General features: G+C 60.2%; 25 protein-coding genes. 16 read left to right on the top strand and 9 right to left on the bottom strand.

What is annotated here, in order from left to right; translation table 11 throughout:
- Positions 1–52 precede the first annotated feature (52 nt).
- Positions 53–745, bottom strand: coding sequence for an alpha/beta family hydrolase (locus WH299_RS01830; protein ID WP_339549473.1), 693 nt, complete (start codon positions 743–745; stop codon positions 53–55).
- Positions 746–824: 79 nt separating this feature from the next.
- On the opposite strand from WH299_RS01830, the gene ccoN (WH299_RS01825) reads away from it, so the two are divergent.
- From ccoN (WH299_RS01825) to ccoP (WH299_RS01810), 4 genes are read left to right on the top strand one after another with little or no spacing between them, the layout of a single operon-like run.
- On the top strand, positions 825–2,249 hold the full coding sequence (ccoN, locus tag WH299_RS01825) for a cytochrome-c oxidase, cbb3-type subunit I (protein WP_016979314.1): 1,425 nt from the start codon (positions 825–827) through the stop codon (positions 2,247–2,249).
- Between the two features lie 10 nt (positions 2,250–2,259).
- Positions 2,260–2,868: a cytochrome-c oxidase, cbb3-type subunit II gene (gene ccoO / locus WH299_RS01820; protein ID WP_017735321.1), complete on the top strand. Its 609-nt coding sequence runs from the start codon at positions 2,260–2,262 to the stop codon at positions 2,866–2,868.
- 3 nt (positions 2,869–2,871) lie between these two features.
- Positions 2,872–3,072 carry a cbb3-type cytochrome oxidase subunit 3 gene (locus WH299_RS01815; protein WP_010208563.1) on the top strand — a complete coding sequence of 67 codons (201 nt, stop codon included), beginning with the start codon at positions 2,872–2,874 and terminating at the stop codon, positions 3,070–3,072.
- Positions 3,069–4,016 (top strand): cytochrome-c oxidase, cbb3-type subunit III, encoded by a 948-nt coding sequence (gene ccoP / locus WH299_RS01810; RefSeq protein WP_339549472.1) that lies wholly within the window; start codon positions 3,069–3,071, stop codon positions 4,014–4,016. Before WH299_RS01815 ends, ccoP (WH299_RS01810) begins: the two co-directional genes overlap by 4 nt.
- Positions 4,017–4,147: 131 nt before the next feature.
- Here ccoP (WH299_RS01810) and WH299_RS01805 read toward each other — a convergent pair whose 3' ends face one another.
- From WH299_RS01805 to WH299_RS01795, 3 genes are all read right to left on the bottom strand, one after another.
- Positions 4,148–4,534: a hypothetical protein gene (locus WH299_RS01805; RefSeq protein WP_339549471.1), complete on the bottom strand. Its 387-nt coding sequence runs from the start codon at positions 4,532–4,534 to the stop codon at positions 4,148–4,150.
- Positions 4,531–5,883 carry a hypothetical protein gene (locus WH299_RS01800; RefSeq protein ID WP_339549470.1) on the bottom strand — a complete coding sequence of 451 codons (1,353 nt, stop codon included), beginning with the start codon at positions 5,881–5,883 and terminating at the stop codon, positions 4,531–4,533. Before WH299_RS01800 ends, WH299_RS01805 begins: the two co-directional genes overlap by 4 nt.
- A gap of 272 nt (positions 5,884–6,155) precedes the next feature.
- Positions 6,156–6,452, bottom strand: coding sequence for a DUF3077 domain-containing protein (locus tag WH299_RS01795; protein ID WP_339549469.1), 297 nt, complete (start codon positions 6,450–6,452; stop codon positions 6,156–6,158).
- Positions 6,453–7,337: 885 nt separating this feature from the next.
- Here WH299_RS01795 and ccoN (WH299_RS01790) point away from each other — a divergent pair.
- The 10 genes from ccoN (WH299_RS01790) to hemN all read left to right on the top strand — a co-directional run bounded on the left by ccoN (WH299_RS01790) (position 7,338) and on the right by hemN (position 17,848).
- On the top strand, positions 7,338–8,780 hold the full coding sequence (ccoN, locus tag WH299_RS01790; protein WP_339549468.1) for a cytochrome-c oxidase, cbb3-type subunit I: 1,443 nt from the start codon (positions 7,338–7,340) through the stop codon (positions 8,778–8,780).
- Positions 8,780–9,388, top strand: a complete 609-nt coding sequence (gene ccoO, locus WH299_RS01785; protein WP_003193167.1) for a cytochrome-c oxidase, cbb3-type subunit II — start codon at positions 8,780–8,782, stop codon at positions 9,386–9,388. The genes ccoN (WH299_RS01790) and ccoO (WH299_RS01785) overlap by 1 nt, the downstream gene beginning before the upstream one ends.
- Positions 9,389–9,394: 6 nt before the next feature.
- Positions 9,395–9,580, top strand: a complete 186-nt coding sequence (locus tag WH299_RS01780; protein ID WP_003175465.1) for a CcoQ/FixQ family Cbb3-type cytochrome c oxidase assembly chaperone — start codon at positions 9,395–9,397, stop codon at positions 9,578–9,580.
- Entirely contained in the window at positions 9,577–10,554 is a 978-nt protein-coding gene (gene ccoP, locus WH299_RS01775; protein ID WP_339549466.1) for a cytochrome-c oxidase, cbb3-type subunit III, read from the top strand. Before WH299_RS01780 ends, ccoP (WH299_RS01775) begins: the two co-directional genes overlap by 4 nt.
- 278 nt (positions 10,555–10,832) lie before the next feature.
- The gene (gene ccoG / locus WH299_RS01770; RefSeq protein ID WP_122687281.1) at positions 10,833–12,236 is read left to right on the top strand and encodes a cytochrome c oxidase accessory protein CcoG; all 1,404 of its coding nucleotides are present in this window, start codon (positions 10,833–10,835) and stop codon (positions 12,234–12,236) included.
- Positions 12,237–12,250: 14 nt separating this feature from the next.
- Positions 12,251–12,790: a FixH family protein gene (locus tag WH299_RS01765; RefSeq protein ID WP_339549464.1), complete on the top strand. Its 540-nt coding sequence runs from the start codon at positions 12,251–12,253 to the stop codon at positions 12,788–12,790.
- Positions 12,791–12,904: 114 nt separating this feature from the next.
- Positions 12,905–15,355 (top strand): heavy metal translocating P-type ATPase, encoded by a 2,451-nt coding sequence (locus WH299_RS01760; protein ID WP_339549462.1) that lies wholly within the window; start codon positions 12,905–12,907, stop codon positions 15,353–15,355.
- Between the two features lie 22 nt (positions 15,356–15,377).
- Complete coding sequence (ccoS, locus tag WH299_RS01755; protein WP_033900568.1) at positions 15,378–15,590, top strand: cbb3-type cytochrome oxidase assembly protein CcoS; 213 nt, start codon at positions 15,378–15,380, stop codon at positions 15,588–15,590.
- Positions 15,583–16,266, top strand: coding sequence for a sulfite exporter TauE/SafE family protein (locus WH299_RS01750; RefSeq protein ID WP_323624097.1), 684 nt, complete (start codon positions 15,583–15,585; stop codon positions 16,264–16,266). Before ccoS ends, WH299_RS01750 begins: the two co-directional genes overlap by 8 nt.
- A 199-nt stretch (positions 16,267–16,465) precedes the next feature.
- Positions 16,466–17,848, top strand: coding sequence for an oxygen-independent coproporphyrinogen III oxidase (gene hemN / locus WH299_RS01745; protein ID WP_028617475.1), 1,383 nt, complete (start codon positions 16,466–16,468; stop codon positions 17,846–17,848).
- Here hemN and WH299_RS01740 read toward each other — a convergent pair whose 3' ends face one another.
- Positions 17,849–18,316, bottom strand: coding sequence for a hypothetical protein (locus WH299_RS01740; protein WP_339549460.1), 468 nt, complete (start codon positions 18,314–18,316; stop codon positions 17,849–17,851). It abuts the gene before it with no gap.
- A gap of 153 nt (positions 18,317–18,469) precedes the next feature.
- On the opposite strand from WH299_RS01740, the gene fnr reads away from it, so the two are divergent.
- On the top strand, positions 18,470–19,204 hold the full coding sequence (gene fnr, locus WH299_RS01735) for a fumarate/nitrate reduction transcriptional regulator Fnr (RefSeq protein ID WP_122726593.1): 735 nt from the start codon (positions 18,470–18,472) through the stop codon (positions 19,202–19,204).
- An 80-nt stretch (positions 19,205–19,284) separates the two neighbouring features.
- Complete coding sequence (locus WH299_RS01730; RefSeq protein WP_028617477.1) at positions 19,285–19,833, top strand: adenine phosphoribosyltransferase; 549 nt, start codon at positions 19,285–19,287, stop codon at positions 19,831–19,833.
- Positions 19,834–19,967: 134 nt separating this feature from the next.
- Here WH299_RS01730 and WH299_RS01725 read toward each other — a convergent pair whose 3' ends face one another.
- The 4 genes from WH299_RS01725 to WH299_RS01710 form a co-directional block, all read right to left on the bottom strand.
- A complete protein-coding gene (locus WH299_RS01725; protein WP_122726591.1) occupies positions 19,968–21,116 on the bottom strand; it encodes an acyl-CoA dehydrogenase family protein in 1,149 nt (382 codons plus the stop codon).
- Positions 21,117–21,313: 197 nt separating this feature from the next.
- Complete coding sequence (gene recR / locus WH299_RS01720) at positions 21,314–21,916, bottom strand: recombination mediator RecR (protein ID WP_339549457.1); 603 nt, start codon at positions 21,914–21,916, stop codon at positions 21,314–21,316.
- A 58-nt stretch (positions 21,917–21,974) separates the two neighbouring features.
- Entirely contained in the window at positions 21,975–23,000 is a 1,026-nt protein-coding gene (locus WH299_RS01715) for an NADP-dependent oxidoreductase (RefSeq protein WP_122815034.1), read from the bottom strand.
- A 134-nt stretch (positions 23,001–23,134) separates the two neighbouring features.
- Positions 23,135–23,473 carry a YbaB/EbfC family nucleoid-associated protein gene (locus WH299_RS01710; protein ID WP_003175481.1) on the bottom strand — a complete coding sequence of 113 codons (339 nt, stop codon included), beginning with the start codon at positions 23,471–23,473 and terminating at the stop codon, positions 23,135–23,137.
- Positions 23,474–23,506 lie beyond the last annotated feature (33 nt).

Genomic DNA, 23,506 nt, shown 5'->3' with positions numbered 1-23,506 from the left:
CCAAGGGATGTACACGGTTAAATGTGGGAGCTGGCTTGCCTGCGATGAGGCCCTAACAGCCGCCTAAAAACCTGACCACCCGCCCCGCCGCAGCCTCCAAATGCTGCTCATGACTGAACCCCGAAGCCTTCAACGGCTTCAAGTCATGATCCCCTGCCACCAGCCACATCACCTCGATGCTCGGCGACAAGTCATACCCCTCCACCGCCGCCCGATTGCCCAGCGCATCCCGCTCGCCTTGCACAATCAAGGTTGGCGTCTTCAACCCGGCTAGATGTTCAGTCCGCGGTTTCTCCGGCTTGCCCACTGCATAAAACGGATACCCAAGGCACACCAACGCATCAGCAGCCAATTCATCAGCCAGCAAACTGGCCATGCGCCCACCCATGGACTTGCCGCCAATCGCCAGTTTCCCAGCGACATGACGTCGCACCTCGGCGTACACCTCGCTCCAGGCGTCCAGCAGTTTCGGCGCCGGGTTCGGCGGGCGTTTGCCGCCGTCCACACGGCGCTGGGCCATGTAGGGAAACTCGAAGCGCAACACGTTGACGCCATGCCCGGCAAGGCGTGCAGCCATATCGTTCATGAAGGATGAGTCCATCGGTGCACCGGCGCCGTGGGCCAGGATCAGCGTCACAGGTTCACGTCCGGCAACGTTCGACGCGACATCCCACAACCAGCCGCGTTCCTGCACACACTGCGCCCATTGATCCCCGTCAATACTGGCCTTGTGCTCTTTGCCCATGCTTGCCTCGCTTTTTAGTCTGCCTATAACTCCAGCCCAAGTGCCGCATTTGCTTGGGTTGAACCGTGGATGGGGAACCATGAACACTACATTAAGTACCGCCTATAACTACAAGGTGGTCCGCCAATTCGCCATTATGACGGTGGTGTGGGGCATCGTCGGCATGGGGCTCGGGGTTTTTCTCGCCGCCCAATTGGTCTGGCCTGCACTCAACTTCGACTTGCCGTGGACCAGCTTCGGCCGCCTGCGCCCGTTGCACACCAACGCGGTAATCTTCGCCTTCGGCGGCTGTGCGCTGTTCGCCAGCTCCTTCTACTCGGTGCAACGCACCTGTCAGACCCAGCTGTTCGCGCCGAAAATCGCCGCGTTCTGCTTCTGGGGCTGGCAGTTGGTCATCCTGTTGGCCGCGATCTCCTTGCCGCTGGGCTACACCAGTTCCAAGGAATACGCCGAGCTGGAATGGCCGATCGACATCCTCATCACCATCGTCTGGGTGGCCTACGCCATCGTGTTCTTCGGCACGGTGATGAAGCGCAACACCAAGCACATCTACGTCGGTAACTGGTTCTTCGGTGCATTCATCATCACCGTGGCCATCCTGCATATCGTCAACAACCTGGAAATCCCGGTCAGCCTGACCAAGTCCTACTCCCTCTACGGCGGTGCGACGGATGCCATGGTGCAGTGGTGGTATGGACATAACGCGGTAGGCTTTTTCCTCACCGCTGGCTTCCTGGGGATGATGTACTACTTCGTACCCAAGCAAGCCGAGCGTCCGGTGTATTCCTATCGCTTGTCCATCGTGCACTTCTGGGCACTGATCACCCTCTACATCTGGGCGGGCCCGCACCACTTGCACTACACCGCGCTGCCGGACTGGGCACAGTCCCTCGGTATGGTGATGTCGCTGGTACTGCTGGCACCGAGCTGGGGCGGCATGATCAACGGCATGATGACCTTGTCGGGCGCCTGGCATAAGTTGCGCAGCGACCCGATCCTGCGCTTCCTTGTGGTCTCCCTGGCGTTCTACGGCATGTCGACGTTCGAAGGCCCGATGATGGCGATCAAGACCGTCAACGCCCTCTCCCACTACACCGACTGGACCATCGGCCACGTACACGCCGGCGCCCTCGGCTGGGTGGCGATGATCTCCATCGGCGCGCTGTACCACATGATCCCGAAAGTCTTCGGCCGCGAGCAGATGTACAGCCTCGGCCTGATCAACGCGCATTTCTGGCTGGCCACCATCGGCACCGTGCTCTACATCGCCTCGATGTGGGTCAACGGCATCGCCCAGGGCCTGATGTGGCGTGCAGTCAACGAAGACGGCACCTTGACCTACTCCTTCGTCGAAACCCTGGTAGCCAGTCACCCTGGCTTCATCGTGCGGCTGGTGGGCGGTGCGGTGTTCCTCTGCGGCATGTTCCTGATGGCTTACAACACCTGGCGCACCGTGCGTTCGGCGCAGCCCGTCGAAGCCACTACCACTGCGCAGCTGGCCTGAGGAGTCTGTGATGAAACACGAAACGATTGAAAAGAACGTCGGCCTGCTGATGCTGCTCATGGTGCTCGCCGTGAGCATCGGCGGCCTGACCCAGATCGTCCCGCTGTTCTTCCAGGACGTGACGAACAAGCCGGTGGAAGGCATGAAGCCCTACACCGCGCTGCAACTGGAGGGTCGTGACATCTACATTCGCGAAGGCTGCGTACAGTGCCACTCGCAGATGATCCGCCCGTTCCGCGCCGAGACCGAGCGCTACGGCCACTACTCGGTCGCCGGCGAAAGCGTGTGGGACCACCCGTTCCTGTGGGGCTCCAAGCGTACCGGCCCGGACCTGGCCCGCGTTGGCGCGCGCTACTCGGACGACTGGCACCGCGCGCACTTGTACAACCCGCGCAACGTGGTGCCCGAGTCGAAAATGCCGGCCTACCCGTGGCTGGTCACCGCCGCCGTCGACAGCAGCCACACCGAGACCAAGTTGAAAGTGATGCGCACCCTCGGCGTGCCCTACACCGACGACGACATCAGTGGCGCCGTCGCCAGCCTCAAGGGCAAGACCGAGATGGACGCGCTGGTGTCGTACCTGCAAGTGCTCGGCACTGCCATCAAGAGCAAGAGGTGAGCCATGGGATTTGAATTCGATGCGGGCACCATCCGCGGCCTTGGCACGCTGGTGGTCGCCATCGCCTTTATCGGCCTGTCGCTGTGGGTGTTCAACAACCGGCGCAATGCGGAATTCGAGCAGGCGCGCCTGCTGCCGTTCGCCGATGAACCCTCTCCATCCGACGCTCAAGAAGAGCCTGCAATAAGGAGCACTCGGCCATGACCCTATTCTGGAGTACATGGATCTGCGTACTGACCCTCGGCAGCCTGATCGGCCTGACCTGGCTGTTGATCGGCACCCGCAAGGGCGAGACCAAGGGCAGCGTCGACCAGACCATGGGCCACGCCTTCGACGGTATCGAGGAATACGACAACCCGCTGCCCCAATGGTGGTTCATGCTGTTCGCCGGCACCCTGGTGTTTGCGGTCGGCTATTTGATCCTCTACCCGGGCCTGGGCAACTGGAAAGGCGTGTTGCCGGGCTATGAAGACGGCTGGACCCAGACCAAGGAATGGGACAAGGAAATGGCCAAGGCCGACGCCAAGTTCGGGCCGATCTTCGCCAAATTCTCGGCCATGCCCGTGGAAGAAGTGGCCAAAGACCCGCAAGCGCTGAAAATGGGCGGTCGCCTGTTTGCCTCCAACTGCGCGGTGTGCCACGGCTCGGATGCCAAGGGCGCGTTTGGCTTCCCGAACCTGGCGGACAACATCTGGCGCTGGGGCGGCTCGGCCGAAGCGATCAAGACCACCATCCTCAACGGCCGCCACGCGGCGATGCCGGCGTGGGGTGACATGCTTGGCGATGAAGGCGTGAAAAACGTCGCGGCCTATGTTCGTCACGACGTGGCCAAGCTGCCCTTGCCGGCCAACAGCACCGCAGACCTGGCAGCAGGCCAGGCGGCGTTCAGCACTACCTGTGTCGCCTGTCACGGTCCGGAAGGCCACGGCATGGAAGCCATGGGCGCGCCAGACCTGACCAAACCGGCCGGCTATATCTACGGCACCAGCCTTGCGCAGTTGCAGCAGACTATCCGCCATGGCCGCCAGGGCCAGATGCCCGCGCAGGAAGTGCTGCAGGGCAATGACAAGGTGCACTTGTTGGCGGCCTATGTTTACAGCTTGTCCCACACCGCTGATGGTGCAACGCCAGAAAGCCCCGCGCATTAACCTTTAACTGCCGCCCCTCATCCGGGGCGGCAACCGTTTTTCCTGAGCGAGCTTGCTCCTTCGGGAAAATGTGGACCGTCCCAGACTTAATTTTGCACAGAAGAAAGTCATGGCGCTTGAGGGTTGCAGATTTAAATCACGCCGAGCTTAACGGCGATGCCGAAGCTCACCATCACCACCAAAAGCCCAATCATGCACCACTGCAAAAAAACCAACTTGCGTTTGAGATCTGCAGGAAACCCTGCAAAGTCTTTGGCGCTTAAATTCCCTTTTTTGAGCTGGTAGCCCGGAAACGTGATCAGCCCGGAAATGCCACCTATCAAGAGCAGTTTGCCCCAGGGGCCACCGTGTCGCATGGGGGCCCAAAATGTAATTGCAGGACTATTTTTGAGGTGTTCCAGCATCACTTCCGCTTTGGTGTATGCCAAGTGCAGGCAGACGCCAATCCAAAGGAAAATCCCAGCGAAGTCGGCTAGCGCTATAGTCAAAAGAACTGTGTCGCCGGTGCTTAGTGTCATTTAACAGCCTCGTAGATCTTCTCGCCTACCCACTCGCCAAATGCGCCGCCAAGGGCGCCTCCTGCGACAGAGCCTGCGCCCACTACAATCAGGCCGCACGCCAGAGTAGCAGCGCCCATCGTAGGCACGCCCAGCCCAACACACAAACCGCCAACGACAGCCGTTGATAGCGCCGCCCCCGCAACGGCGCCGCCCCCGATCGTACCGGTAAAACTACCCGTTTCCGTAAATTTGACCTTCTGGCAGGCCTCGTCGTCGCCTGCCGAACACACGTTTTGGACCTTCATGTAAGACGCGCCCCCACCAATAGACGTCCCGACCCAGCCCCCGTACTTGATCACCGTCGCTGCCTTGGCCAGCTTTTGAATGTGGGTGGCGTATCCAGGTATCTGCCCAGGTGCGCCGGCCTGTGTCCATCGATGAACAAGGCTTCGACTTGAGATGCCTAAAGCGGACTTCAGGTTTGGATGATCGGGCAAGCCGATGCCTTTGCGTACAAGGGACGTCAGTTGGGTATCGAGCTGGGCGAGCAGGCGTTTGCGTTCACTGAAAAACTCAGGGGATCGAAGGTGCCCATCCTTGAGGAATGTTCTTTGATGCAATGTTTCGATTTCCTGAAGGACATTTTTGAGGCTGACCATATTTCTGGCGAACATGGCTTCGCCTGCCCCAATTGAAGTGGAACCTAGGGCGAGGAAGCCTTGGATTTCTTCGCGATGGCGCTGCATGAAGTCAGCCTCATCCGTGCTAAGGGGCTCAAGGGCGTCATTGGTCTGTGCAGCGGCTTCCATCAAGATGGAGTCTTCTCGGGTGCATCGAGGACTGTTTGGGTCGGCCAATACGATCATTGAGCCCGCTTTCACTTCGCCGAGATTGGGGTTCAGCGATTGAAACTTCTCAAGCACCTCGGCACTTGGGGCGGGAAATAACGTGGTTTTCAATTCATCGACGGTCGTGCTTTTTGGCACGATGTAGAAGCCGGGCTCTTGCGGATGGGGTCTAACTTTTGGCCGGCGTGTTGAAACGGGGGACGGTTCGCTTGCTTGGGGCCTTTGAATACTGCCGGTCCTGCCTTTGCCGGTGAAGAATGAATACCTTCCTAAGGTGTCATTGCTCAATGGGCTGAACGGGTCGTTGGTCACCAAAAAAAGATCGCAGTTTTCGAGCGCGCTTAGAATTTCTTTTTGGCTCCAGACCTTCCCGTTGGAGTGGAGCTGTAGTCCATACATCAGTGAAGATGCCGAATTCTGAAAGGCATTTCTTACAGTAGAAACAGCAAAAAATGGGGATTCTATTTGGCTTAAACTTATCCCTTCGCGTTCACGTTTATTCCAGTGAATTAGACGCATTGATTATCTTCCTGATTGGGTTGAGCCGAGATATTTATTTCCCTCGCGAAAGGGATACGGAAGAGTAATCGTCGTTAGCCATGGCTAAAATGCGGGGTTATTACGTTTTATGTCGGAGGCTCCGTGCGAGGTGATTAGCGGGTAGTTACCATTAAATTCGTTAGATTAGAAACGATTTGAAATAGAGTGGCTTTGATAGTGAAAGACGCAAAGACGGGAATTGAGTTTTGGCCGGTGCCTGATAGTTCGTATCAGGCGCCGGTCAACTTCAGTTACTGCGGGTGAGGGCCGCCCGGCTGGATAGCCAGGTGCAGGTCATCCAGAACTGCTTTGCCCATTTCACACAGATAGTGCGCGGCAAATGCGAGCCTCGCGTTTCTGGGGTCCATGGCAACTTCAAGCGAGAGGGTGGTGGCGCAGTCGAGGACCTGCGCTGCGTGTTCGAGCGCTTCACGCAGTGGGACCCCGGCGTTTACACGGAACAGTTTCAGATGGCTTTTGTTTTCTCCGCAGTCTGCGAAGGTTTGAACGCCAATGGTTTTGCTGAGGGTGGGATGCTCATTGCTCACCTCCCGATTTCAGAGGTTGGCAATCGTTACGAACAATTGTGAAAGCAATTACGGATATTTCGTACGGTATAGCTTAATTCCCTTTGTATGAACAAAAAGAACTGCCATTTACGATTCCACGCGTAAAGGTGGCAGCTGTACGCAGGTTGGAATCCGAGGGGAATTTACTCGGCAGACACGAATGTCTCCCACGTACAGCCGCCAAAACGCACAATAAACAGATCTGAGATAGCATCTGTTTATTGTTTGGCGACGCTGTAACGTCTTTCCCCACGGGATTCCACGCCCGTTCGCTGATGAGCAGCGACGGAGGGAAGATAATGCTATGTATCTAACGCCGCAACCCACGAATGAATAAGACATGCGGGAGTGATGAAATTCCGTTCAGTCAGGGCTTATGGGGTGGGGCTATGAGAGTTTATTGCAAAGTATGTGGAGAGAAAGGACGAATCGTGTCCCGCGATGAGCTGTCGGTGGAGCTTGCTCGCGAAAAACCTGAGGACACCCCGTTTACCCAGAATGAACGCGGCGCTCTTGAATTCTTCGCGAGCAAGCTCGTTCCGACAGTGGGTTGATACTGCGCGACCAAGTGTCGCACCCTTCCAAAGCACACCTTTCCCCCCCTCACTTTCGGGTCTACGCTTGTTCCCACAGCGGACCGATCCTGGCGTACGCAACGACATTCGTTGCGACCCCAGAATTTTCCTGTCCACTCGATCAGCTTTCGAATTCTGATTTTGTCCCTACGCGAAACATGGAAAGGGCGCAGAATCTGGCGTGGAACGCATTGATACAGGTCAGCCATTGCGTTGCAATGGCCCCTCGCTTTCTACATACTTGCGGCCGATTTTACCTATAAAAAAACCTAAACCGTGGAACCTTAGAATGAGCACAGCAATCAGTCCGACTGCTTATAACTATAAGGTAGTCCGCCAGTTCGCCATCATGACGGTGGTCTGGGGGATCCTTGGCATGGGGCTCGGGGTGTTCATCGCCTCGCAACTGGTTTGGCCGGAATTGAATTTCGGTTTGCCATGGACGACCTTTGGCCGCCTGCGCCCGCTGCACACCAACCTGGTGATCTTCGCCTTCGGTGGATGTGCATTGTTTGCCACCTCCTACTATGTCGTGCAGCGAACCTGCCAGACGCGACTGATCTCCGACAGCCTCGCGGCCTTCACCTTCTGGGGATGGCAAGCGGTCATCGCGAGCGCCATCGTCACCCTGCCGCTGGGGTACACCACCACCAAGGAATACGCCGAGCTGGAATGGCCGATCGCCATTTTGCTCGCCATCGTATGGGTGACCTATGCCGTGGTGTTCTTCGGCACCATCGTCAAGCGCAAGACCAAGCACATCTACGTGGGCAACTGGTTCTACGGCGCGTTCATCCTGGTGACGGCGATGCTGCACATCGTCAACCACGCATCGTTGCCGGTGAACCTGTTCAAGTCCTACTCGGCCTACGCCGGGGCCACGGATGCGATGATCCAATGGTGGTACGGCCACAACGCCGTGGGTTTCTTCCTGACCACCGGTTTCCTGGGGATGATGTACTACTTCGTGCCGAAACAGGCCGAACGTCCTATTTACTCGTACCGTTTGTCCATCGTGCACTTCTGGGCACTGATCACCCTGTACATCTGGGCCGGTCCGCACCACTTGCACTACACCGCGCTGCCGGATTGGGCGCAGTCGCTGGGCATGGCGATGTCGATCATCCTGTTGGCCCCGAGCTGGGGCGGCATGATCAACGGCATGATGACCCTGTCGGGCGCCTGGCATAAATTGCGCACCGACCCGATCCTGCGCTTTTTGGTGGTATCGCTGGCGTTCTACGGCATGTCGACCTTCGAAGGGCCAATGATGGCGATCAAGACCGTCAACTCGCTGTCCCACTACACCGACTGGACCATCGGCCACGTACACGCCGGCGCTCTCGGCTGGGTGGCGATGATTTCCATCGGTGCGATCTACCACATGATCCCCCGACTGTTCGGCCGCGTGCAGATGCACAGCGTCGCGCTGATCAACACCCACTTCTGGCTGGCCACCATCGGCACCGTGCTCTACATCGCCTCGATGTGGGTCAACGGCATCACCCAGGGCCTGATGTGGCGTGCGATCAACGATGACGGCACCCTCACCTACTCCTTCGTCGAAGCGCTGCAAGCCAGCCACCCGGGCTATATCGTCCGCGCCCTGGGCGGTGCGTTCTTTGCCGCCGGCATGCTGTTCATGGCCTACAACGTCTGGCGCACCGTGCGTGCCTCGGACCCTGCCGAAGCCGAAGCCGCCGCCAAGATCGCCGTTGTGGGAGCCCACTGATGAAGCATGAAGTAGTCGAGAAGAATATCGGCCTGCTGGCCTTCTTCATGGTCATCGCCGTGAGTATCGGCGGCCTGACCCAGATCGTTCCGCTGTTCTTCCAGGACGTGACCAACAAGCCGGTCGAGGGCATGAAGCCGCGCACCGCGCTTGAACTGGAAGGCCGCGACGTCTACATCGCCAACGGTTGTGTCGGCTGCCACTCGCAGATGATCCGTCCGTTCCGCGCCGAAACCGAACGCTACGGCCACTACTCGGTCGCGGGTGAAAGCGTGTGGGACCACCCGTTCCTGTGGGGTTCCAAGCGTACCGGCCCGGACCTGGCCCGTGTTGGCGGTCGTTACTCCGATGACTGGCAGCGTGCGCACTTGTACAACCCGCGCAACGTGGTGCCTGAGTCGAAAATGCCAGCGTATCCGTTCCTCGTGGAAAACAAGCTCGACGGCAAGGACACCGCGAAGAAGATGGAAGTCTTGCGCACCCTGGGCGTGCCCTACACCGACGAAGACATCGCCGGTGCAGCCGCAGCCGTGAAGGGCAAGACCGAAATGGACGCATTGGTGGCCTACCTGCAAGGCCTGGGCACCATCATCAAAAGCAAACGGTGATTCTTCATGGATATCGGGATGATTCGTGGCCTGGGCACCGTTGTAGTGATGGTGGCCTTTATCGGCCTGGCGTTGTGGGTGTTCAGCCCCAAGCGCAAGTCGGAGTTTGAAGACGCGACCTTGCTGCCCTTTGCGGATGATCCCGAAGCCATCAAGCACGTCGAGCAAGCTTCTAGGAGTAACAAAGAATGACTACGTTCTGGAGTCTGTACGTCACAGTCCTCAGTCTGGGTACCATCTTCGCCCTGACCTGGCTGCTGCTGTCGACCCGCAAGGGCCAGCGCGCCGAGCAAACCGACGAGACCGTCGGCCACTCGTTCGACGGCATCGAGGAGTACGACAACCCATTGCCGAAATGGTGGTTCATGCTGTTCGTCGGCACCATCATCTTCGCCCTCGGCTACCTGGCGCTGTACCCCGGCCTGGGTAACTGGAAGGGCCTGCTGCCGGGCTACAACTACCTCGACACCGACAAACAAACCCCCTTCGCCAACGGCCAGACCGGCTGGACAGGCGTACACGAATGGGAAAAGGAAATGGCCAAGTCGGATGCCAAGTTCGGCCCGATCTTCGCCAAATTCGCGTCGATGCCGATTGAGGAAGTGGCCAAGGACCCGCAAGCCTTGAAGATGGGCGGCCGCCTGTTCGCCTCCAACTGCTCGGTGTGCCACGGTTCCGACGCCAAAGGCGCCTATGGCTTCCCCAACCTGACCGACGCCGACTGGCGCTGGGGTGGCGAGCCAGCCACCATCAAGGAAACCATCATGAAGGGCCGCCATGCGGTGATGCCGGCCTGGCTGGATATCCTCAAGGAACAAGGCATCAGCGATGTCGCCGCGTTCGTGGTCACCAACCTTGACGGCCGCAAGCTGCCCGAAGGCGTGAAAGCCGATGTGGCCAACGGCGAGAAACTCTTCGCCGCCAACTGCGTGGCCTGCCACGGCCCGGCCGGCAAAGGCACCCCTGCCATGGGTGCGCCTGACCTGACCCACCCAGGTGCGTTCATCTACGGTTCGAGCTTCGCGCAACTGCAACAGACCATCCGTTGGGGCCGTCAGGGCCAGATGCCAGCGCAGCAACAACTGCAAGGCAATGACAAGGTGCATTTGCTGGCGGCGTATGTGTACAGCTTGTCCCATGGGGATAAGAAGGCTGAAGAGCAATAAAAGCCGCTGCAATACCAATGTGGGAGGGGGCTTGCCCCCTCCCACATTCAGAGGGCCTCCACCACTTTTGAGGTCAGGGTCAGCAAAAACCGTCCATACTTCCCAAGTCAATTGATCCAGATCACGTACACCATCAATTGATTTCCCCCAACGCGACCAAAGGTCGCACCCTTTGCACACCATCGGGGGCGTATCATTAGGCCACTGCAACACCCCTAATTTGACCCCGGTTGGCACGTACTGGCCGAGGCAAATCTCCACCGCCGTGGGATGCAATGATGAGCAACCAAATACCGGTACATGACGTTACCCCGCCTGCCAAAACTGTCGACCTCTACGCCTCGCGAGAGAAAATCTACACCCGCGCCTTCACCGGCCTGTTCCGCAATTTGCGCATGCTCGGCGGTGCCGGACTGTTCCTGCTCTACTTCGGCACGGTATGGCTGAACTGGGGTGGCCACCAGGCCGTATGGTGGAACCTGCCGGAGCGTAAGTTCTTTATTTTCGGCGCGACCTTCTGGCCCCAGGATTTCATCCTGCTCTCGGGCATTCTTATCGTCGCGGCATTTGGCCTGTTCTTTATCACCGTGTATGCCGGACGTGTGTGGTGCGGTTATACCTGCCCGCAAAGCGTGTGGACGTGGATCTTCATGTGGTGCGAAAAGGTCACCGAAGGCGACCGCAACCAGCGCATCAAACTCGACAAAGCGCCGATGGGCGCCAACAAGTTCCTGCGCAAGTTCAGCAAGCACACCCTGTGGCTGCTGATCGGTTTTGTCACCGGCATGACCTTTGTCGGCTACTTCTCGCCGATCCGCGAACTGGTGTTCGACTTCTTCACCGGCCAAGCCGATGGCTGGTCGTATTTCTGGGTCGGTTTCTTCACCCTCGCCACCTACGGCAACGCCGGCTGGCTGCGCGAACAGGTGTGTATCTACATGTGCCCGTACGCACGCTTCCAGAGCGTGATGTTCGACAAGGACACCCTGATCGTTTCCTACGATCCGCGCCGTGGCGAGTTGCGTGGCCCGCGCAAAAAAGGCATCGATTACAAGGCCCAGGGCCTGGGGGACTGCATCGACTGCACGATGTGCGTGCAGGTGTGCCCGACCGGTATCGACATCCGCGACGGCCTGCAGATCGAGTGCATCGGCTGTGCAGCGTGTATCGACGCCTGCGACAACATCATGGACAAGATGGAGTACCCACGCGGCCTGATCAGCTACACCACCGAGCACAACCTGTCGGGGCAGAAAACCCACAAGCTGCGCCCGCGCCTGATTGGTTATGCACTGGTGCTGCTGGCGATGATCAGCCTGTTGGTGGCAGCGTTCTTCATGCGTTCGCTGGTGGGCTTCGACGTGAGCAAGGACCGTGTGCTGTACCGCGAAAACGCCGAAGGCCGCATCGAAAACGTCTACAGCCTGAAGATCATGAACAAGGACCAGCGCGACCACACTTATGTGCTCGATGCCTCCGGATTGCCAGACCTCAAGCTGCAAGGTCGCCGCGAAATCAAGGTCGCTGCTGGTGATATCGTCAGCATGCCGGTCGAGCTCTCGAGTGCGCCAGAACAGTTGCCGTCGAGTACCAACGAGGTGAAATTCATCCTCACCGATGCCGATGACGCCAGCGTCCATATTGAAGCCAAGAGCCGATTCATCGGCCCACAAGTTCGTTAGAAGAGAGCAGAACAATGTCCGTAGCCACTGCCGCAAGCCCCTGGTACAAGCACCTCTGGCCCTGGATCATCATTGGGATCCTGGCCTGTTCGGTGACGTTGACCCTGTCCATGGTGACCATCGCGGTGAACAACCCGGATAACCTGGTCAACGACAACTACTATGAGGCCGGCAAAGGCATCAACCGCTCCCTGGACCGCGAACTGCTGGCCCAGACCCTGCAACTGCGCGCCAAGGTGCACCTGGATGAACTGACCGGTGAAGTCGAAGTGAACCTCACCGGCAACAGCAACCCGACCACCCTGGAATTGAACCTGATTTCCCCGACACAGCCGGAGAAGGATCGCAAGATCAACCTTGCCCGCAGCGACAGCGAACCCGGTCGCTACATCGGCCAGGTCACCGACAAGGTCGAAGGCCGTCGCTTCGTCGAGTTGCTGGGTGTGGAAGGCGACCGTACCTGGCGCATGTTCGAAGAAGAACAGGTCAGCCACGAAAAGGACTTGCTGCTGGGCGATGAACCGTTGCAGGGTGCCGAAGACCTGAAAAAATAAACACCTGCGCTTCGCGCATCGCCGGCAAGCCAGCTCCTACAAGGGACCGCGTTAGACCTGTAGGAGCCGGATTGCCGGCGATGAGGCCTTCCCAGCCGACTAAGATTCATACCCATGACCAGCCCAATCCCCTGCTACCACTGCGCCCTGCCTGTTCCGCCGGGCAGCCGCTTCACCGAAGTGATCCTCGGCGAACGCCGCGAGCTCTGTTGCCCAGGCTGCCAGGCGGTGGCCGAAGCCATTGTGGCCGGCGGCCTGGAAAGCTACTACCAGCACCGTAGCGAAGCCTCGGCCAACCCCGAGGCATTGCCGGTGCAACTGGTGGATGAGCTGGCGCTGTACGACCGCGCCGACGTGCAAAAACCCTTTGTGCGCCACGAAGGCGAACTCGCCGAAGCCACCCTGTTGATGGAAGGCATCAGCTGCGCGGCCTGCGGCTGGCTGATCGAAAAACACCTGCGCAGCCTGCCCGCCGTGGCCGAGGCGCGGCTGAACCTGTCCAACCATCGACTGCAAGTGCGTTGGGCCGACGGCCAACTGCCGCTGAGCCAACTGCTCAGCGAGTTGCGCCACATCGGTTACGCCGCCCATCCCTATCAGCCGGACCGCGCCGCCGAGCAACTGGCCAGCGAAAACCGTCTGGCCCTGCGCCAACTGGGCGTGGCCGGGCTGCTGTGGTTCCAGGCGATGATGGCAACCATGGCCACCTGGCCGGAATTCAATATCGATCTGAGCCCGGAGCTGCACGTGATCCTGCGCTGGGTGGCAATGTTTCTGACAACGCCCATCGTGTTCTACAGCTGCGCACCGTTTTTCAAGGGCGCTATGCGCGACGTACGCACGCGTCACCTGACCATGGACGTTTCGGTGTCATTGGCTATCGGTGGCGCCTATCTGGCGGGGATCTGGACCGCGATCACCGGCGTGGGCGAGCTGTATTTCGATGCGGTGGGCATGTTTGCGCTGTTCCTGTTGGCCGGTCGCTACCTTGAGCGCCGCGCCCGCGAGCGCACGGCCGCCGCCACCGCACAGTTGGTGAACCTGTTGCCCGCCTCGTGCCTGCGGCTCAAGGCCGATGGCCAGAGTGAACGCATCCTGCTCCCGGAACTGGCACTGGGCGATCGCGTCCTGGTGCATCCAGGCGCTGTGCTGCCAGCAGATGGCGTGATCCTTAATGGGCAATCGAGCATCGATGAATCCCTGCTCACCGGCGAGTACCTGCCGCAGCCCCGCCAGACCGGCGACGCGGTCACCGCAGGCACCCTCAATGTCGAAGGCGCGCTGACCGTCGAAGTGCGCGCCTTGGGCCACGACACGCGCTTGTCCGCCATCGTGCGCCTGCTGGAGCGGGCCCAGGCCGAGAAACCGCGCCTGGCGCAGATCGCCGACCGTGCCGCGCAGTGGTTCCTGTTGTGCTCGTTGATCGCCGCAGTGTTGATCGGCCTGCTGTGGTGGGAACTGGATTCGTCGCGGGCGTTCTGGATTGTGCTGGCGATGCTGGTGGCGACCTGCCCCTGCGCGCTGTCCCTCGCCACACCCACCGCCCTCACCGCCGCCACCGGCACCTTGCACAAACTGGGCCTGCTGTTGACCCGCGGGCATGTGCTGGAAGGGCTGAACCAGATCGATACAGTGATCTTCGACAAGACCGGCACCCTCACCGAAGGACGCCTGGCATTAAGAGCCATCCGCCCCCTGGGCAGCTTGAGCACCGACCTGTGCCTGAGCCTCGCCGCTGCCCTGGAAAACCGCTCCGAACACCCGATTGCCCGCGCCTTTGGCCGTGCGCCACTGGCCGCCGATGAAGTGATCAGTTCGCCAGGGCTGGGCCTTGAAGGGCGTGTCGGCGAGCGCGTATTGCGCATTGGCCAACCGGGTTTTGTCTGTGAACTCAGTGGTTGCCCGATCCCAGCCGCGCCTGAGGTTTCGGGCCAATGGCTGCTGCTCGGCGACCGTGAAGGCGCCCTGGCCTGGTTCGTCCTCGATGACCGTCTGCGCAGTGACGCGCCGGCCCTGCTCGCCGCGTGCAAGGCACGTGGCTGGCGCACGCTGTTGCTGTCCGGCGACAGTTCGCCGATGGTCGCCAGCGTCGCCGCCGAACTGGGGATCGACGAGGCCCACGGCGGCTTGCGCCCCGATGACAAGCTGCACGTACTGCAACAACTGCACAAGGAAGGCCGCAAGGTATTGATGCTCGGCGACGGGGTCAACGATGTGCCAGTCCTCGCCGCCGCCGATATCAGCGTGGCCATGGGCACGGCCACCGACCTGGCCAAGACCAACGCCGACGCGGTCTTGCTGTCCAACCGCCTGGACGCCCTCGTACAAGCCTTTACCCTGGCGCGGCGCACCCGCCGAGTGATCATTGAAAACCTGCTGTGGGCCGGGCTGTACAATGGCCTTATGCTGCCGTTCGCCGCCCTGGGTTGGATCACCCCGATCTGGGCCGCAGTGGGCATGTCCCTCAGTTCGTTGACCGTGGTGCTCAATGCCCTGCGCCTGACTCGCCTGCCGAGCGCGCCAGCGGTCCGAGCCCCCTCAGTAACCCGCCCGCTGCCGGTGTGAGCCGCACGGCCATGGAGTGCAGATGCCAGCTTTATACGTGATGATTCCGGCGGCGCTGCTGTTAGTGGGCGTGGCTATCTACATCTTCTTCTGGGCGGTGGACAGCGGTCAGTACGACGACCTCGACGGCCCGGCCCATAGCGTGCTGTTCGACGACCAGGACCCGAACCACCTGGCCGGTATCGAAGAGGCCAACCACCCCGAACAACCGCCCAAAGACCCGCCCCATGCTTGAACTGGCGCCACTGCTGGTCTCCGCGCTGATCCTCGGCCTGCTCGGCGGCGGCCATTGCCTGGGCATGTGCGGCGGCCTGATGGGCGCGCTGACCCTGGCCATCCCCAAGGAGCAGCGTGGTCGCCGGTTTAAACTGCTGCTGGCCTACAACCTTGGGCGCATCTTCAGCTATACCGCTGCCGGGGTGTTGATCGGCCTGGCCGGTTGGGCAGTGGCGAACAGCCCGGCGGCGACGTTCATGCGCGTACTGGCCGGGTTGCTATTGATCAGCATGGGCCTGTACCTGGCCGGCTGGTGGAGCGGCCTGACCCGTATCGAAAGCCTCGGACGCGGCCTGTGGCGCTACATACAGCCAGTCGCCAACCGTTTGCTGCCGGTGTCCAGCGTACCGCGCGCCTTGCTGCTGGGCGCGCTGTGGGGCTGGTTGCCGTGCGGGTTGGTCTACAGCACGTTGCTGTGGGCGGCGAGCCAGGGCAATGCGCTGGACAGCGGGTTGCTGATGCTGGCATTCGGGCTGGGCACTTGGCCGGTGCTGTTGGCTACCGGCCTGGCCGCCGAACGGGTCACGGCATTATTGCGCAAACGCAGCGTGCGGATGACCGGTGGCGTGCTGGTCATACTCTTCGGTATCTGGACGTTGCCCGGCCCGCACCAGCACTGGCTAATGGGCCACTAGCGCCCTGCCTCGTAAGTACGTGGGGAGGAGCGGCAACGCAGCATGACGGCAACAGACGCCGTCAAAAACGATCAGTACTTGCGAGGCAGGGCGCTCGGCGCCATGTGGCATAGCGCCGCTCCCCGTTGATGCAAATCAAGATGCCATCCCCGCCCCGCCCCTAGACTCGGCCCACTAGCCTATCCGGGGGAACGCCCGCATGCTCGACGCCATTCGTTGGGACACCAATCTGATTCACCGCTACGACCTGGCGGGACCGCGTTACACGTCCTACCCCACCGCCGTACAATTCGACAGCCAGGTCGGCACTTTCGACCTGCTCCACGCCCTGCGCGACAGCCGCAAAGCCGTGCGACCGTTGTCGCTGTATGTGCATGTGCCATTCTGCGCGAACATCTGCTACTACTGCGCTTGCAACAAGGTCATCACCAAGGACCGTGGCCGCGCCCAGGCCTACCTGCAACGCCTGGAGCAAGAGATCCAACTGGTGGCCTGCCACCTCGATCCGAAACAGCGGGTTGAGCAACTGCACTTCGGCGGCGGCACCCCGACCTTTCTTAGCCACGATGAACTGCGCCAGGTCATGGGCTGCCTGCGCCAGCACTTCAATTTGCTGGATGACGATTCCGGCGACTACGGCATCGAGATCGACCCCCGTGAAGCGGACTGGGCGACCATGGGCCTGCTGCGTGAACTTGGCTTCAACCGCGTGAGCATCGGCCTGCAAGACCTTGACCCCGAGGTACAACGGGCAGTGAATCGCCTGCAGAGCCTGGAGGAAACCCGTGCGGTCATCGATGCGGCGCGCACCCTGCAATTTCGCTCGATCAATATCGACCTGATCTACGGCTTGCCCAAGCAAACACCGATCAATTTTGCGCGCACCGTGGAAGAAGTCATCAGGCTGCAACCCGACCGTCTGTCGGTGTTCAATTACGCGCATCTGCCGGAGCGTTTCATGCCCCAGCGGCGTATCAGCACCGACGAACTGCCCTCCCCTGCGTCAAAGCTCTTGATGCTGCAAACCACCATCGAGCAACTGACCCAGGCCGGCTACCGCTACATCGGCATGGACCATTTCGCCCTGCCCGACGACGAGTTGGCCATTGCCCAGGAAGAAGGCACCCTGCAACGCAACTTCCAGGGCTACACCACCCACGGCCACTGCGACTTGATCGGGCTCGGGGTGTCGGCGATCAGCCAGATCGGTGACCTGTACTGCCAGAACAGCAGCGACCTCAACGGCTATCAGAACACCCTGGCCGGCGCGCAACTGGCTACCAGTCGCGGCCTGGTCTGCACCACGGACGATCGGTTGCGGCGGGAAGTAATCCAGCAGTTGATCTGCAATTTCAGCCTGGCATTCGAGACGATCGAGCAGGCCTTCAACATCGACTTTCGCGGGTATTTCGACGACATCTGGCCGCAACTGACGGCGATGGCCGAGGATGGCCTGATCGAACTCGACGCCCAAGGCATTCGCGTGTTGCCAGCCGGGCGACTGCTGGTGCGTTCGGTGTGCATGGTGTTCGATGCCTATCTGGAGCACCAGAACAGGCAGCGATTTTCCCGGGTGATTTGATTACATCGACAGCGAGGCAGTCTTCATCGAATCCTCGGCACTCATCCCTTTCATCGACTTAGCGAGTGAAGTCTGGGCCGACATCAGGCCCGCCTGCAGAGAACTGATCTCGCTCTGCAAAGCGCTGGCCTTTGCGCGGGCCTCTTCAGGGGAAAGATTAGTGGCCGCTGCAAGGGCCGCCAGCTCAGCCTGTTTTTCGGCGATCTGTTGTTTCAACTGGCGGATCATTTTCAGCACCTGTTTGACGTTGTCGTCCAGGCCACTTTCATCGATATCCGCATTGGAGTTCTTGGCTGCACCGGCGGCCTTGAATGCATCGGCGGAAATAGTCACCGTCACACCTTCCACCACTTTGGGTGCGCTGGTCGTTTCTACCTCAGACACTTTTTCCTGGGCCTCAGCCGCTGGCTTTGCATCCGGCACCGTCGGAATGCGGATGGCAGGGTTGTAGGCAGCTATAACAGACATGATCCAAGCTCCGACTCAATAGGTATGCCTGCTGTATCGACCTCGATACAAAAACCTTTATACCGCTGCCGGTTTTTTGTACAAGCTGGCCTCACCGCCCCCCAGTGCGTTACCCTTACGTCTTATGTGTGTTTTCCCACAAGGATTTAAGAAATGTCCGAGCCAGTTAAACTGCGCGCTCACAGCCAGGCTCATTGCAAGGATTGCAGCCTGGCGCCCCTCTGCTTGCCACTTTCGTTGAATTTGGAAGACATGGATGCGCTGGACGACATCGTTAAACGTGGCCGCCCGCTGAAAAAAGGCGAGTTCCTGTTTCGCCAGGGCGACAAGTTCGATTCCGTTTATGCAGTACGTTCGGGTGCGTTGAAGACGTTCAGCCTGAGCGACAGTGGCGAAGAGCAGATCACCGGTTTCCACCTGCCCAGTGAACTGGTGGGCTTGTCGGGCATGGACACCGAGATTCACCCAGTGTCGGCCCAGGCGCTGGAGACTACGTCCGTTTGCGAAATCCCCTTCGAACGCCTGGACGAACTGGCCCTGCAGTTGCCGCAACTGCGCCGTCAGTTGATGCGTGTGATGAGCCGCGAGATCCGTGACGACCAGCAAATGATGCTGCTGCTGTCGAAGAAAACCGCCGACGAGCGCATCGCGACCTTCCTGGTCAACCTGTCGGCGCGGTTCCGTGCCCGTGGTTTCTCGGCCAACCAGTTCCGCCTGAGCATGTCGCGCAATGAAATCGGCAACTACCTGGGCCTCGCGGTGGAAACCGTGTCCCGCGTGTTTACCCGCTTCCAGCAAAACAAACTGATCGCCGCCGAAGGTAAAGAAGTGCATATCCTCGACCCGATCCAGTTGTGTGCGCTGGCCGGTGGCTCGCTAGAAGGTTGATGCAGACACTTGCGGCCGCGCCAACCGGCAAGGCCGCAGGTATACTTCGAGTCCGTTTCCAGCCCCAGGACTCTTCGACGATGACCTTCGATTCGTTCGACATCAAATCCCTGATCCGCCCCGTCATCGACTTCCCCAAGCCTGGGGTGATCTTCCGTGACATCACGCCATTGTTCCAATCGCCCCGCGCCCTGCGCCTGGTGGCGGACAGCTTTGCCCATCGGTATGTCGAGGCCGAGTTCACGCATATCGGCGCGATGGATGCGCGGGGTTTCCTGATCGGTTCGATCATCGCCTACCAACTGAACAAGCCGCTGATCCTGTTCCGCAAGCAAGGCAAGCTGCCGGCTGACGTGCTGGCCGAGGGTTACCAGACCGAGTACGGCGAAGCGTTCCTCGAAGTGCATGCCGACAGCCTGTGCGAGGGCGATTCGGTATTGATGTTCGATGACTTGATCGCCACCGGCGGCACCCTGATTGCAGCGGCAAACCTGGTGCGGCGCATGGGCGCGAAGATCTTTGAAGCGGCGGCGATTATTGATCTGCCGGAACTGGGTGGGTCGCAGCGTCTGGAAGACATGGGGATTCCGACGTTTTGTTTGACGCAATTTGCGCTGACCGAACAGTAACAGTTGCCTGGGCGGGCCTCATCGCGGGCAAGCCCGGCTCCTACATTTGATCGCATTCACAGATATGACTGTGTGACCCCAATCAAAAGTGGGAGCTGGCTTGCCAGCGATGAGGCCCGAAAGACCAGCAACGATCACAAACCCATCTGCTTGCTGATGATCTCGTTCATCACCTCCCGCGTCCCCCCGCCAATCGACAGGATGCGGTTATCCCGATACAGCCGTTCCACCAGGCTGCCGCGCATATAGCCCTGTCCACCGAGAATCTGCACCGCGTCGTAGGTGACGCGGTCGGCGGTGTCGGTGGCGAGGTTCTTGGCCATGGAGATTTCCTTGATCACGCTGATACCGGCGGCCATCTTTGCTGCCTGCCGGTAGGTGAATTCGCGGGAGACTTCCACGGCGGTGGCCATCTCTGCCAGGCGATGCTTGATCACCTGGAATTTGCCGATGGGTTTGCCGAAGGCTTCGCGCTCGGCGGCCCATTTGAGGCTTTCCTCTAGGGCCAACTGCGCGGTCATGTTGGCCATGAGCGCCAGGGCCAGGCGCTCGCTCTGGAAGTTGCCCATGATGCAGGCAAAGCCCATGTTTTCAGCGCCGATCAGGTTGCCGACGGGCACGCGGCAATCGTCGAGGAACAATTCAGCGGTGTCCGACGCCCACCAGCCCATTTTCTTCAGAGGCTGGCCAACGGTAAAACCGGGGGTGTCTTTTTCGATCAGCAGCAGGCTGATGCCGCCAAAGCCCGGTCCACCCGTGCGCACGGCCACGGTGTAGAAATCGGCGCGGCTGCCGCTGGTGATGAAGGTCTTGCTGCCGCTGACGCGGTAATGGTCGCCCTCGCGAACGGCACGGGTTTGCAGGCTGGCCACATCCGAACCGCCGCCCGGCTCGGTGACCGCCAGGGCGATGATCTTTTCACCGGACAGGACCTGCGGCGCCACGCGCTCGCGCACCTCGGGCCGGGCCCATTTGACGATAGGCGGCAAGCCAATATCCAATGAACCCAACCCCGCGACGACGCCGCCAGAGCCGCAACGCATCAATTCTTCGCTGGCAGCCACCTTGGCGAACAGATCACCTTCATGACTGCCACCGAGAGCTTCGGGGTAACCGATGCCAAGAATCCCCGCCGCGCCGGCCTTGAGGTACAGCTCGCGGGGAAAGCTTTCCGCCTCCTCCCACTGTTCGATGCCCGGCAACATCTCGCGCTCGACGAAACGGCGCACGCTGTCGCGAACCAATTGGTGGCTGGGGTCGAAGTAGTCCTGATAGGCAGACATCGGCAAGCTCCACGGTGAGGTGGAGCGAACTTACCAAGCGCTTGCTTGGTTATCAAGCTGTACGAAAATTCCACTGACAGCACAAAACCAATGTGGGAGCTGGCTTGCCTGCGATGCAGGCACCGAGGTGTATCAGTTACACCGTGGTGATGCTATCGCAGGCAAGCCAGCTCCCACATTTTTTCCTGTGGTGAACCTTAAAGGGCGATCGGTTTGCGACCGGCGAACGAGTGCGCCAAGGTCCCACCATCCACCAACTCCAACTCGCCACCCAACGGCACGCCGTGGGCGATGCGCGAGGTAATCAGGCCTTTATTGCTCAACAGTTGGGCGATGTAATGCGCAGTCGCTTCGCCCTCCACCGTCGGGTTGGTAGCCAGGATCACTTCGGTAAAGGTGCCCTGCTCTTGAATGCGCGCCACCAGTTGCGGAATGCCGATGGCTTCCGGGCCCAGGCCGTCCAGGGGCGACAGGTGGCCCTTGAGTACGAAGTAACGGCCGCGATAGCCGGTCTGCTCCACCGCGTACACATCCATCGGCCCTTCTACCACGCACAGCAGCGTGTCGTCGCGGCGTGGGTCGGCGCATTGCGGGCAGAGTTCTTCTTCAGTGAGGGTGCGACACTGGCGACAGTGACCGACACCGGTCATGGCCTGGCTCAAGGCCTGGGCCAACCGGGCGCCGCCGCTGCGATCACGCTCCAGCAGTTGCAGCGCCATACGCTGGGCGGTTTTCTGGCCGACACCCGGCAAAATGCGCAGCGCGTCGATCAGTTGGCGAATCAGGGGGCTGAAGCTCATGGGCGAAGGGTCCGACAAAACAACGAGACGCGGTTTATACCCGCGCCCCGGATAAGCGTCAAATGCGCACGACCAACTTGCCGAAGTTGCGCCCTTCCAACAGACCGATAAAGGCCTCGGGCGCCCGCTCCAGGCCCTCGACCACATCCTCGCGGAACTTGATCTTGCCGTCGCGCACCCACGGCGCCATGGCGCTTTGGAATTCGGGCTGGCGATCACCGTAGTCATCGAACACGATAAAGCCCTGGATCCGCACGCGCTTGGTCAGCAGCGTGCGCTGCAGGGCCGGCAACCGGTCGGGTCCGCTGGGTGCTTCATGGGCGTTGTAGCCGGCGATCAACCCGCACAGCGGAATCCGGGCCTTGGGATTGAGCAAGGGCACCACGGCGTCGAATACCTTGCCGCCGACGTTCTCGAAATAGATGTCGACGCCCTTGAAGCAGGCGTGGGCCAATTCGTCGGCGAAGTGTGCACTTTTGTGGTCGACGCAGGCATCGAAGCCCAACTCCTCCACCACGTAGCGGCACTTGTCCGCGCCCCCTGCGATCCCGACCACGCGCAAGCCCTTGAGCTTGGCCACCTGACCCACCACCGAGCCCACTGCGCCGGACGCTGCGGCGACGACCAGGGTTTCCCCGGTTTTGGGCTGGCCAATATCCATCAGGCCCATGTAGGCGGTCATGCCCGGCATGCCCAGCACACCCAGGGCCATGGACGGGCTGGCCAGGCCCTTGGGCACCGGCATCAGGTTCCGGCCATCGGAAATACTATGGCTCTGCCAGCCGGTGGAACCGACTACCAGGTCACCCACTTCGAATTTCGGATTGCGCGATTGCTCGATACGGCTGACAGCGCCACCGGTCATCACTTCATCGATTTCCACCGGAGCGGCGTAGGACGGTGCGTCGCTCATACGTCCACGCATGTAAGGGTCCAGAGACAGGTACAACGTCTTCAGCAGGACTTGGCCGTCTGCCAACTCCGGTAGATTCACGCGCTCCAGGCGGAAATTTTCCGGGGTCGGTGCGCCTTGGGGGCGTGAGACCAAGACAATGCGCTGGTTCAGGGTTGGTTCTTGAGGCATGAAAGGGCTCCTTTATCGAATCCATCGGTATAGGGTGCAGACCATGCGTGCCGTGCCAGGGTTCGATCAGATTCGGCACAAACAAAAATGCCAGGCACAAGGCCTGGCATTGGAGTCTAGCTAAAGCTGCCGGATCAGAACGGCAGCTTCATGCCCGGTGGCAATTGCATGCCAGCGGTCACACCGCCCATTTTTTCCTGGCTGTTGGCTTCGATCTTGCGCACGGCGTCGTTGACGGCGGCAGCGAACAAGGCTTCGAGCATTTCCAGGTCATCTTCACCGACGCCTGGCAGCACGCTTGGGTCGATGCTCACGCGCTTGATGTCGTGACGACCGGTCATCACCACGCTGACCATATCGCCACCGGCTTTACCGGTGACTTCGGCGTTGGCCAGTTCTTCCTGCATCTTGGCCATTTTTTCCTGCATCTGCTGCGCCTGCTTCATCAGGCCGGCCATGCCACCTTTCATCATGGGAATCACCTCAAAGTACGTGGATCAAGTTAG

Source organism: Pseudomonas sp. MYb541 (assembly GCF_037479595.1).
GTDB lineage: Bacteria > Pseudomonadota > Gammaproteobacteria > Pseudomonadales > Pseudomonadaceae > Aquipseudomonas > Aquipseudomonas canadensis.
This window is presented reverse-complemented; position numbering and strand designations above follow the sequence as displayed.

Bases quoted from the DNA above. Each gene is read 5' to 3' on its own strand.
- ccoP (WP_339549466.1), top strand. From the start codon at position 9,577: ATGACTACGTTCTGGAGTCTGTACGTCACAGTCCTCAGTCTGGGTACC.
- WH299_RS01780 (WP_003175465.1), top strand. From the start codon at position 9,395: ATGGATATCGGGATGATTCGTGGCCTGGGCACCGTTGTAGTGATGGTG.
- ccoP (WP_339549472.1), top strand. From the start codon at position 3,069: ATGACCCTATTCTGGAGTACATGGATCTGCGTACTGACCCTCGGCAGC.
- WH299_RS01730 (WP_028617477.1), top strand. From the start codon at position 19,285: ATGACCTTCGATTCGTTCGACATCAAATCCCTGATCCGCCCCGTCATC.
- WH299_RS01800 (WP_339549470.1), bottom strand. From the start codon at position 5,883: ATGCGTCTAATTCACTGGAATAAACGTGAACGCGAAGGGATAAGTTTA.
- WH299_RS01805 (WP_339549471.1), bottom strand. From the start codon at position 4,534: ATGACACTAAGCACCGGCGACACAGTTCTTTTGACTATAGCGCTAGCC.
- ccoN (WP_016979314.1), top strand. From the start codon at position 825: ATGAACACTACATTAAGTACCGCCTATAACTACAAGGTGGTCCGCCAA.
- ccoG (WP_122687281.1), top strand. From the start codon at position 10,833: ATGAGCAACCAAATACCGGTACATGACGTTACCCCGCCTGCCAAAACT.
- WH299_RS01830 (WP_339549473.1), bottom strand. From the start codon at position 745: ATGGGCAAAGAGCACAAGGCCAGTATTGACGGGGATCAATGGGCGCAG.
- ccoN (WP_339549468.1), top strand. From the start codon at position 7,338: ATGAGCACAGCAATCAGTCCGACTGCTTATAACTATAAGGTAGTCCGC.
- WH299_RS01740 (WP_339549460.1), bottom strand. From the start codon at position 18,316: ATGTCTGTTATAGCTGCCTACAACCCTGCCATCCGCATTCCGACGGTG.
- ccoO (WP_017735321.1), top strand. From the start codon at position 2,260: ATGAAACACGAAACGATTGAAAAGAACGTCGGCCTGCTGATGCTGCTC.
- WH299_RS01725 (WP_122726591.1), bottom strand. From the start codon at position 21,116: ATGTCTGCCTATCAGGACTACTTCGACCCCAGCCACCAATTGGTTCGC.
- hemN (WP_028617475.1), top strand. From the start codon at position 16,466: ATGCTCGACGCCATTCGTTGGGACACCAATCTGATTCACCGCTACGAC.
- WH299_RS01815 (WP_010208563.1), top strand. From the start codon at position 2,872: ATGGGATTTGAATTCGATGCGGGCACCATCCGCGGCCTTGGCACGCTG.
- WH299_RS01765 (WP_339549464.1), top strand. From the start codon at position 12,251: ATGTCCGTAGCCACTGCCGCAAGCCCCTGGTACAAGCACCTCTGGCCC.
- WH299_RS01750 (WP_323624097.1), top strand. From the start codon at position 15,583: ATGCTTGAACTGGCGCCACTGCTGGTCTCCGCGCTGATCCTCGGCCTG.
- fnr (WP_122726593.1), top strand. From the start codon at position 18,470: ATGTCCGAGCCAGTTAAACTGCGCGCTCACAGCCAGGCTCATTGCAAG.
- ccoO (WP_003193167.1), top strand. From the start codon at position 8,780: ATGAAGCATGAAGTAGTCGAGAAGAATATCGGCCTGCTGGCCTTCTTC.
- recR (WP_339549457.1), bottom strand. From the start codon at position 21,916: ATGAGCTTCAGCCCCCTGATTCGCCAACTGATCGACGCGCTGCGCATT.
- WH299_RS01715 (WP_122815034.1), bottom strand. From the start codon at position 23,000: ATGCCTCAAGAACCAACCCTGAACCAGCGCATTGTCTTGGTCTCACGC.
- WH299_RS01760 (WP_339549462.1), top strand. From the start codon at position 12,905: ATGACCAGCCCAATCCCCTGCTACCACTGCGCCCTGCCTGTTCCGCCG.
- ccoS (WP_033900568.1), top strand. From the start codon at position 15,378: ATGCCAGCTTTATACGTGATGATTCCGGCGGCGCTGCTGTTAGTGGGC.
- WH299_RS01710 (WP_003175481.1), bottom strand. From the start codon at position 23,473: ATGATGAAAGGTGGCATGGCCGGCCTGATGAAGCAGGCGCAGCAGATG.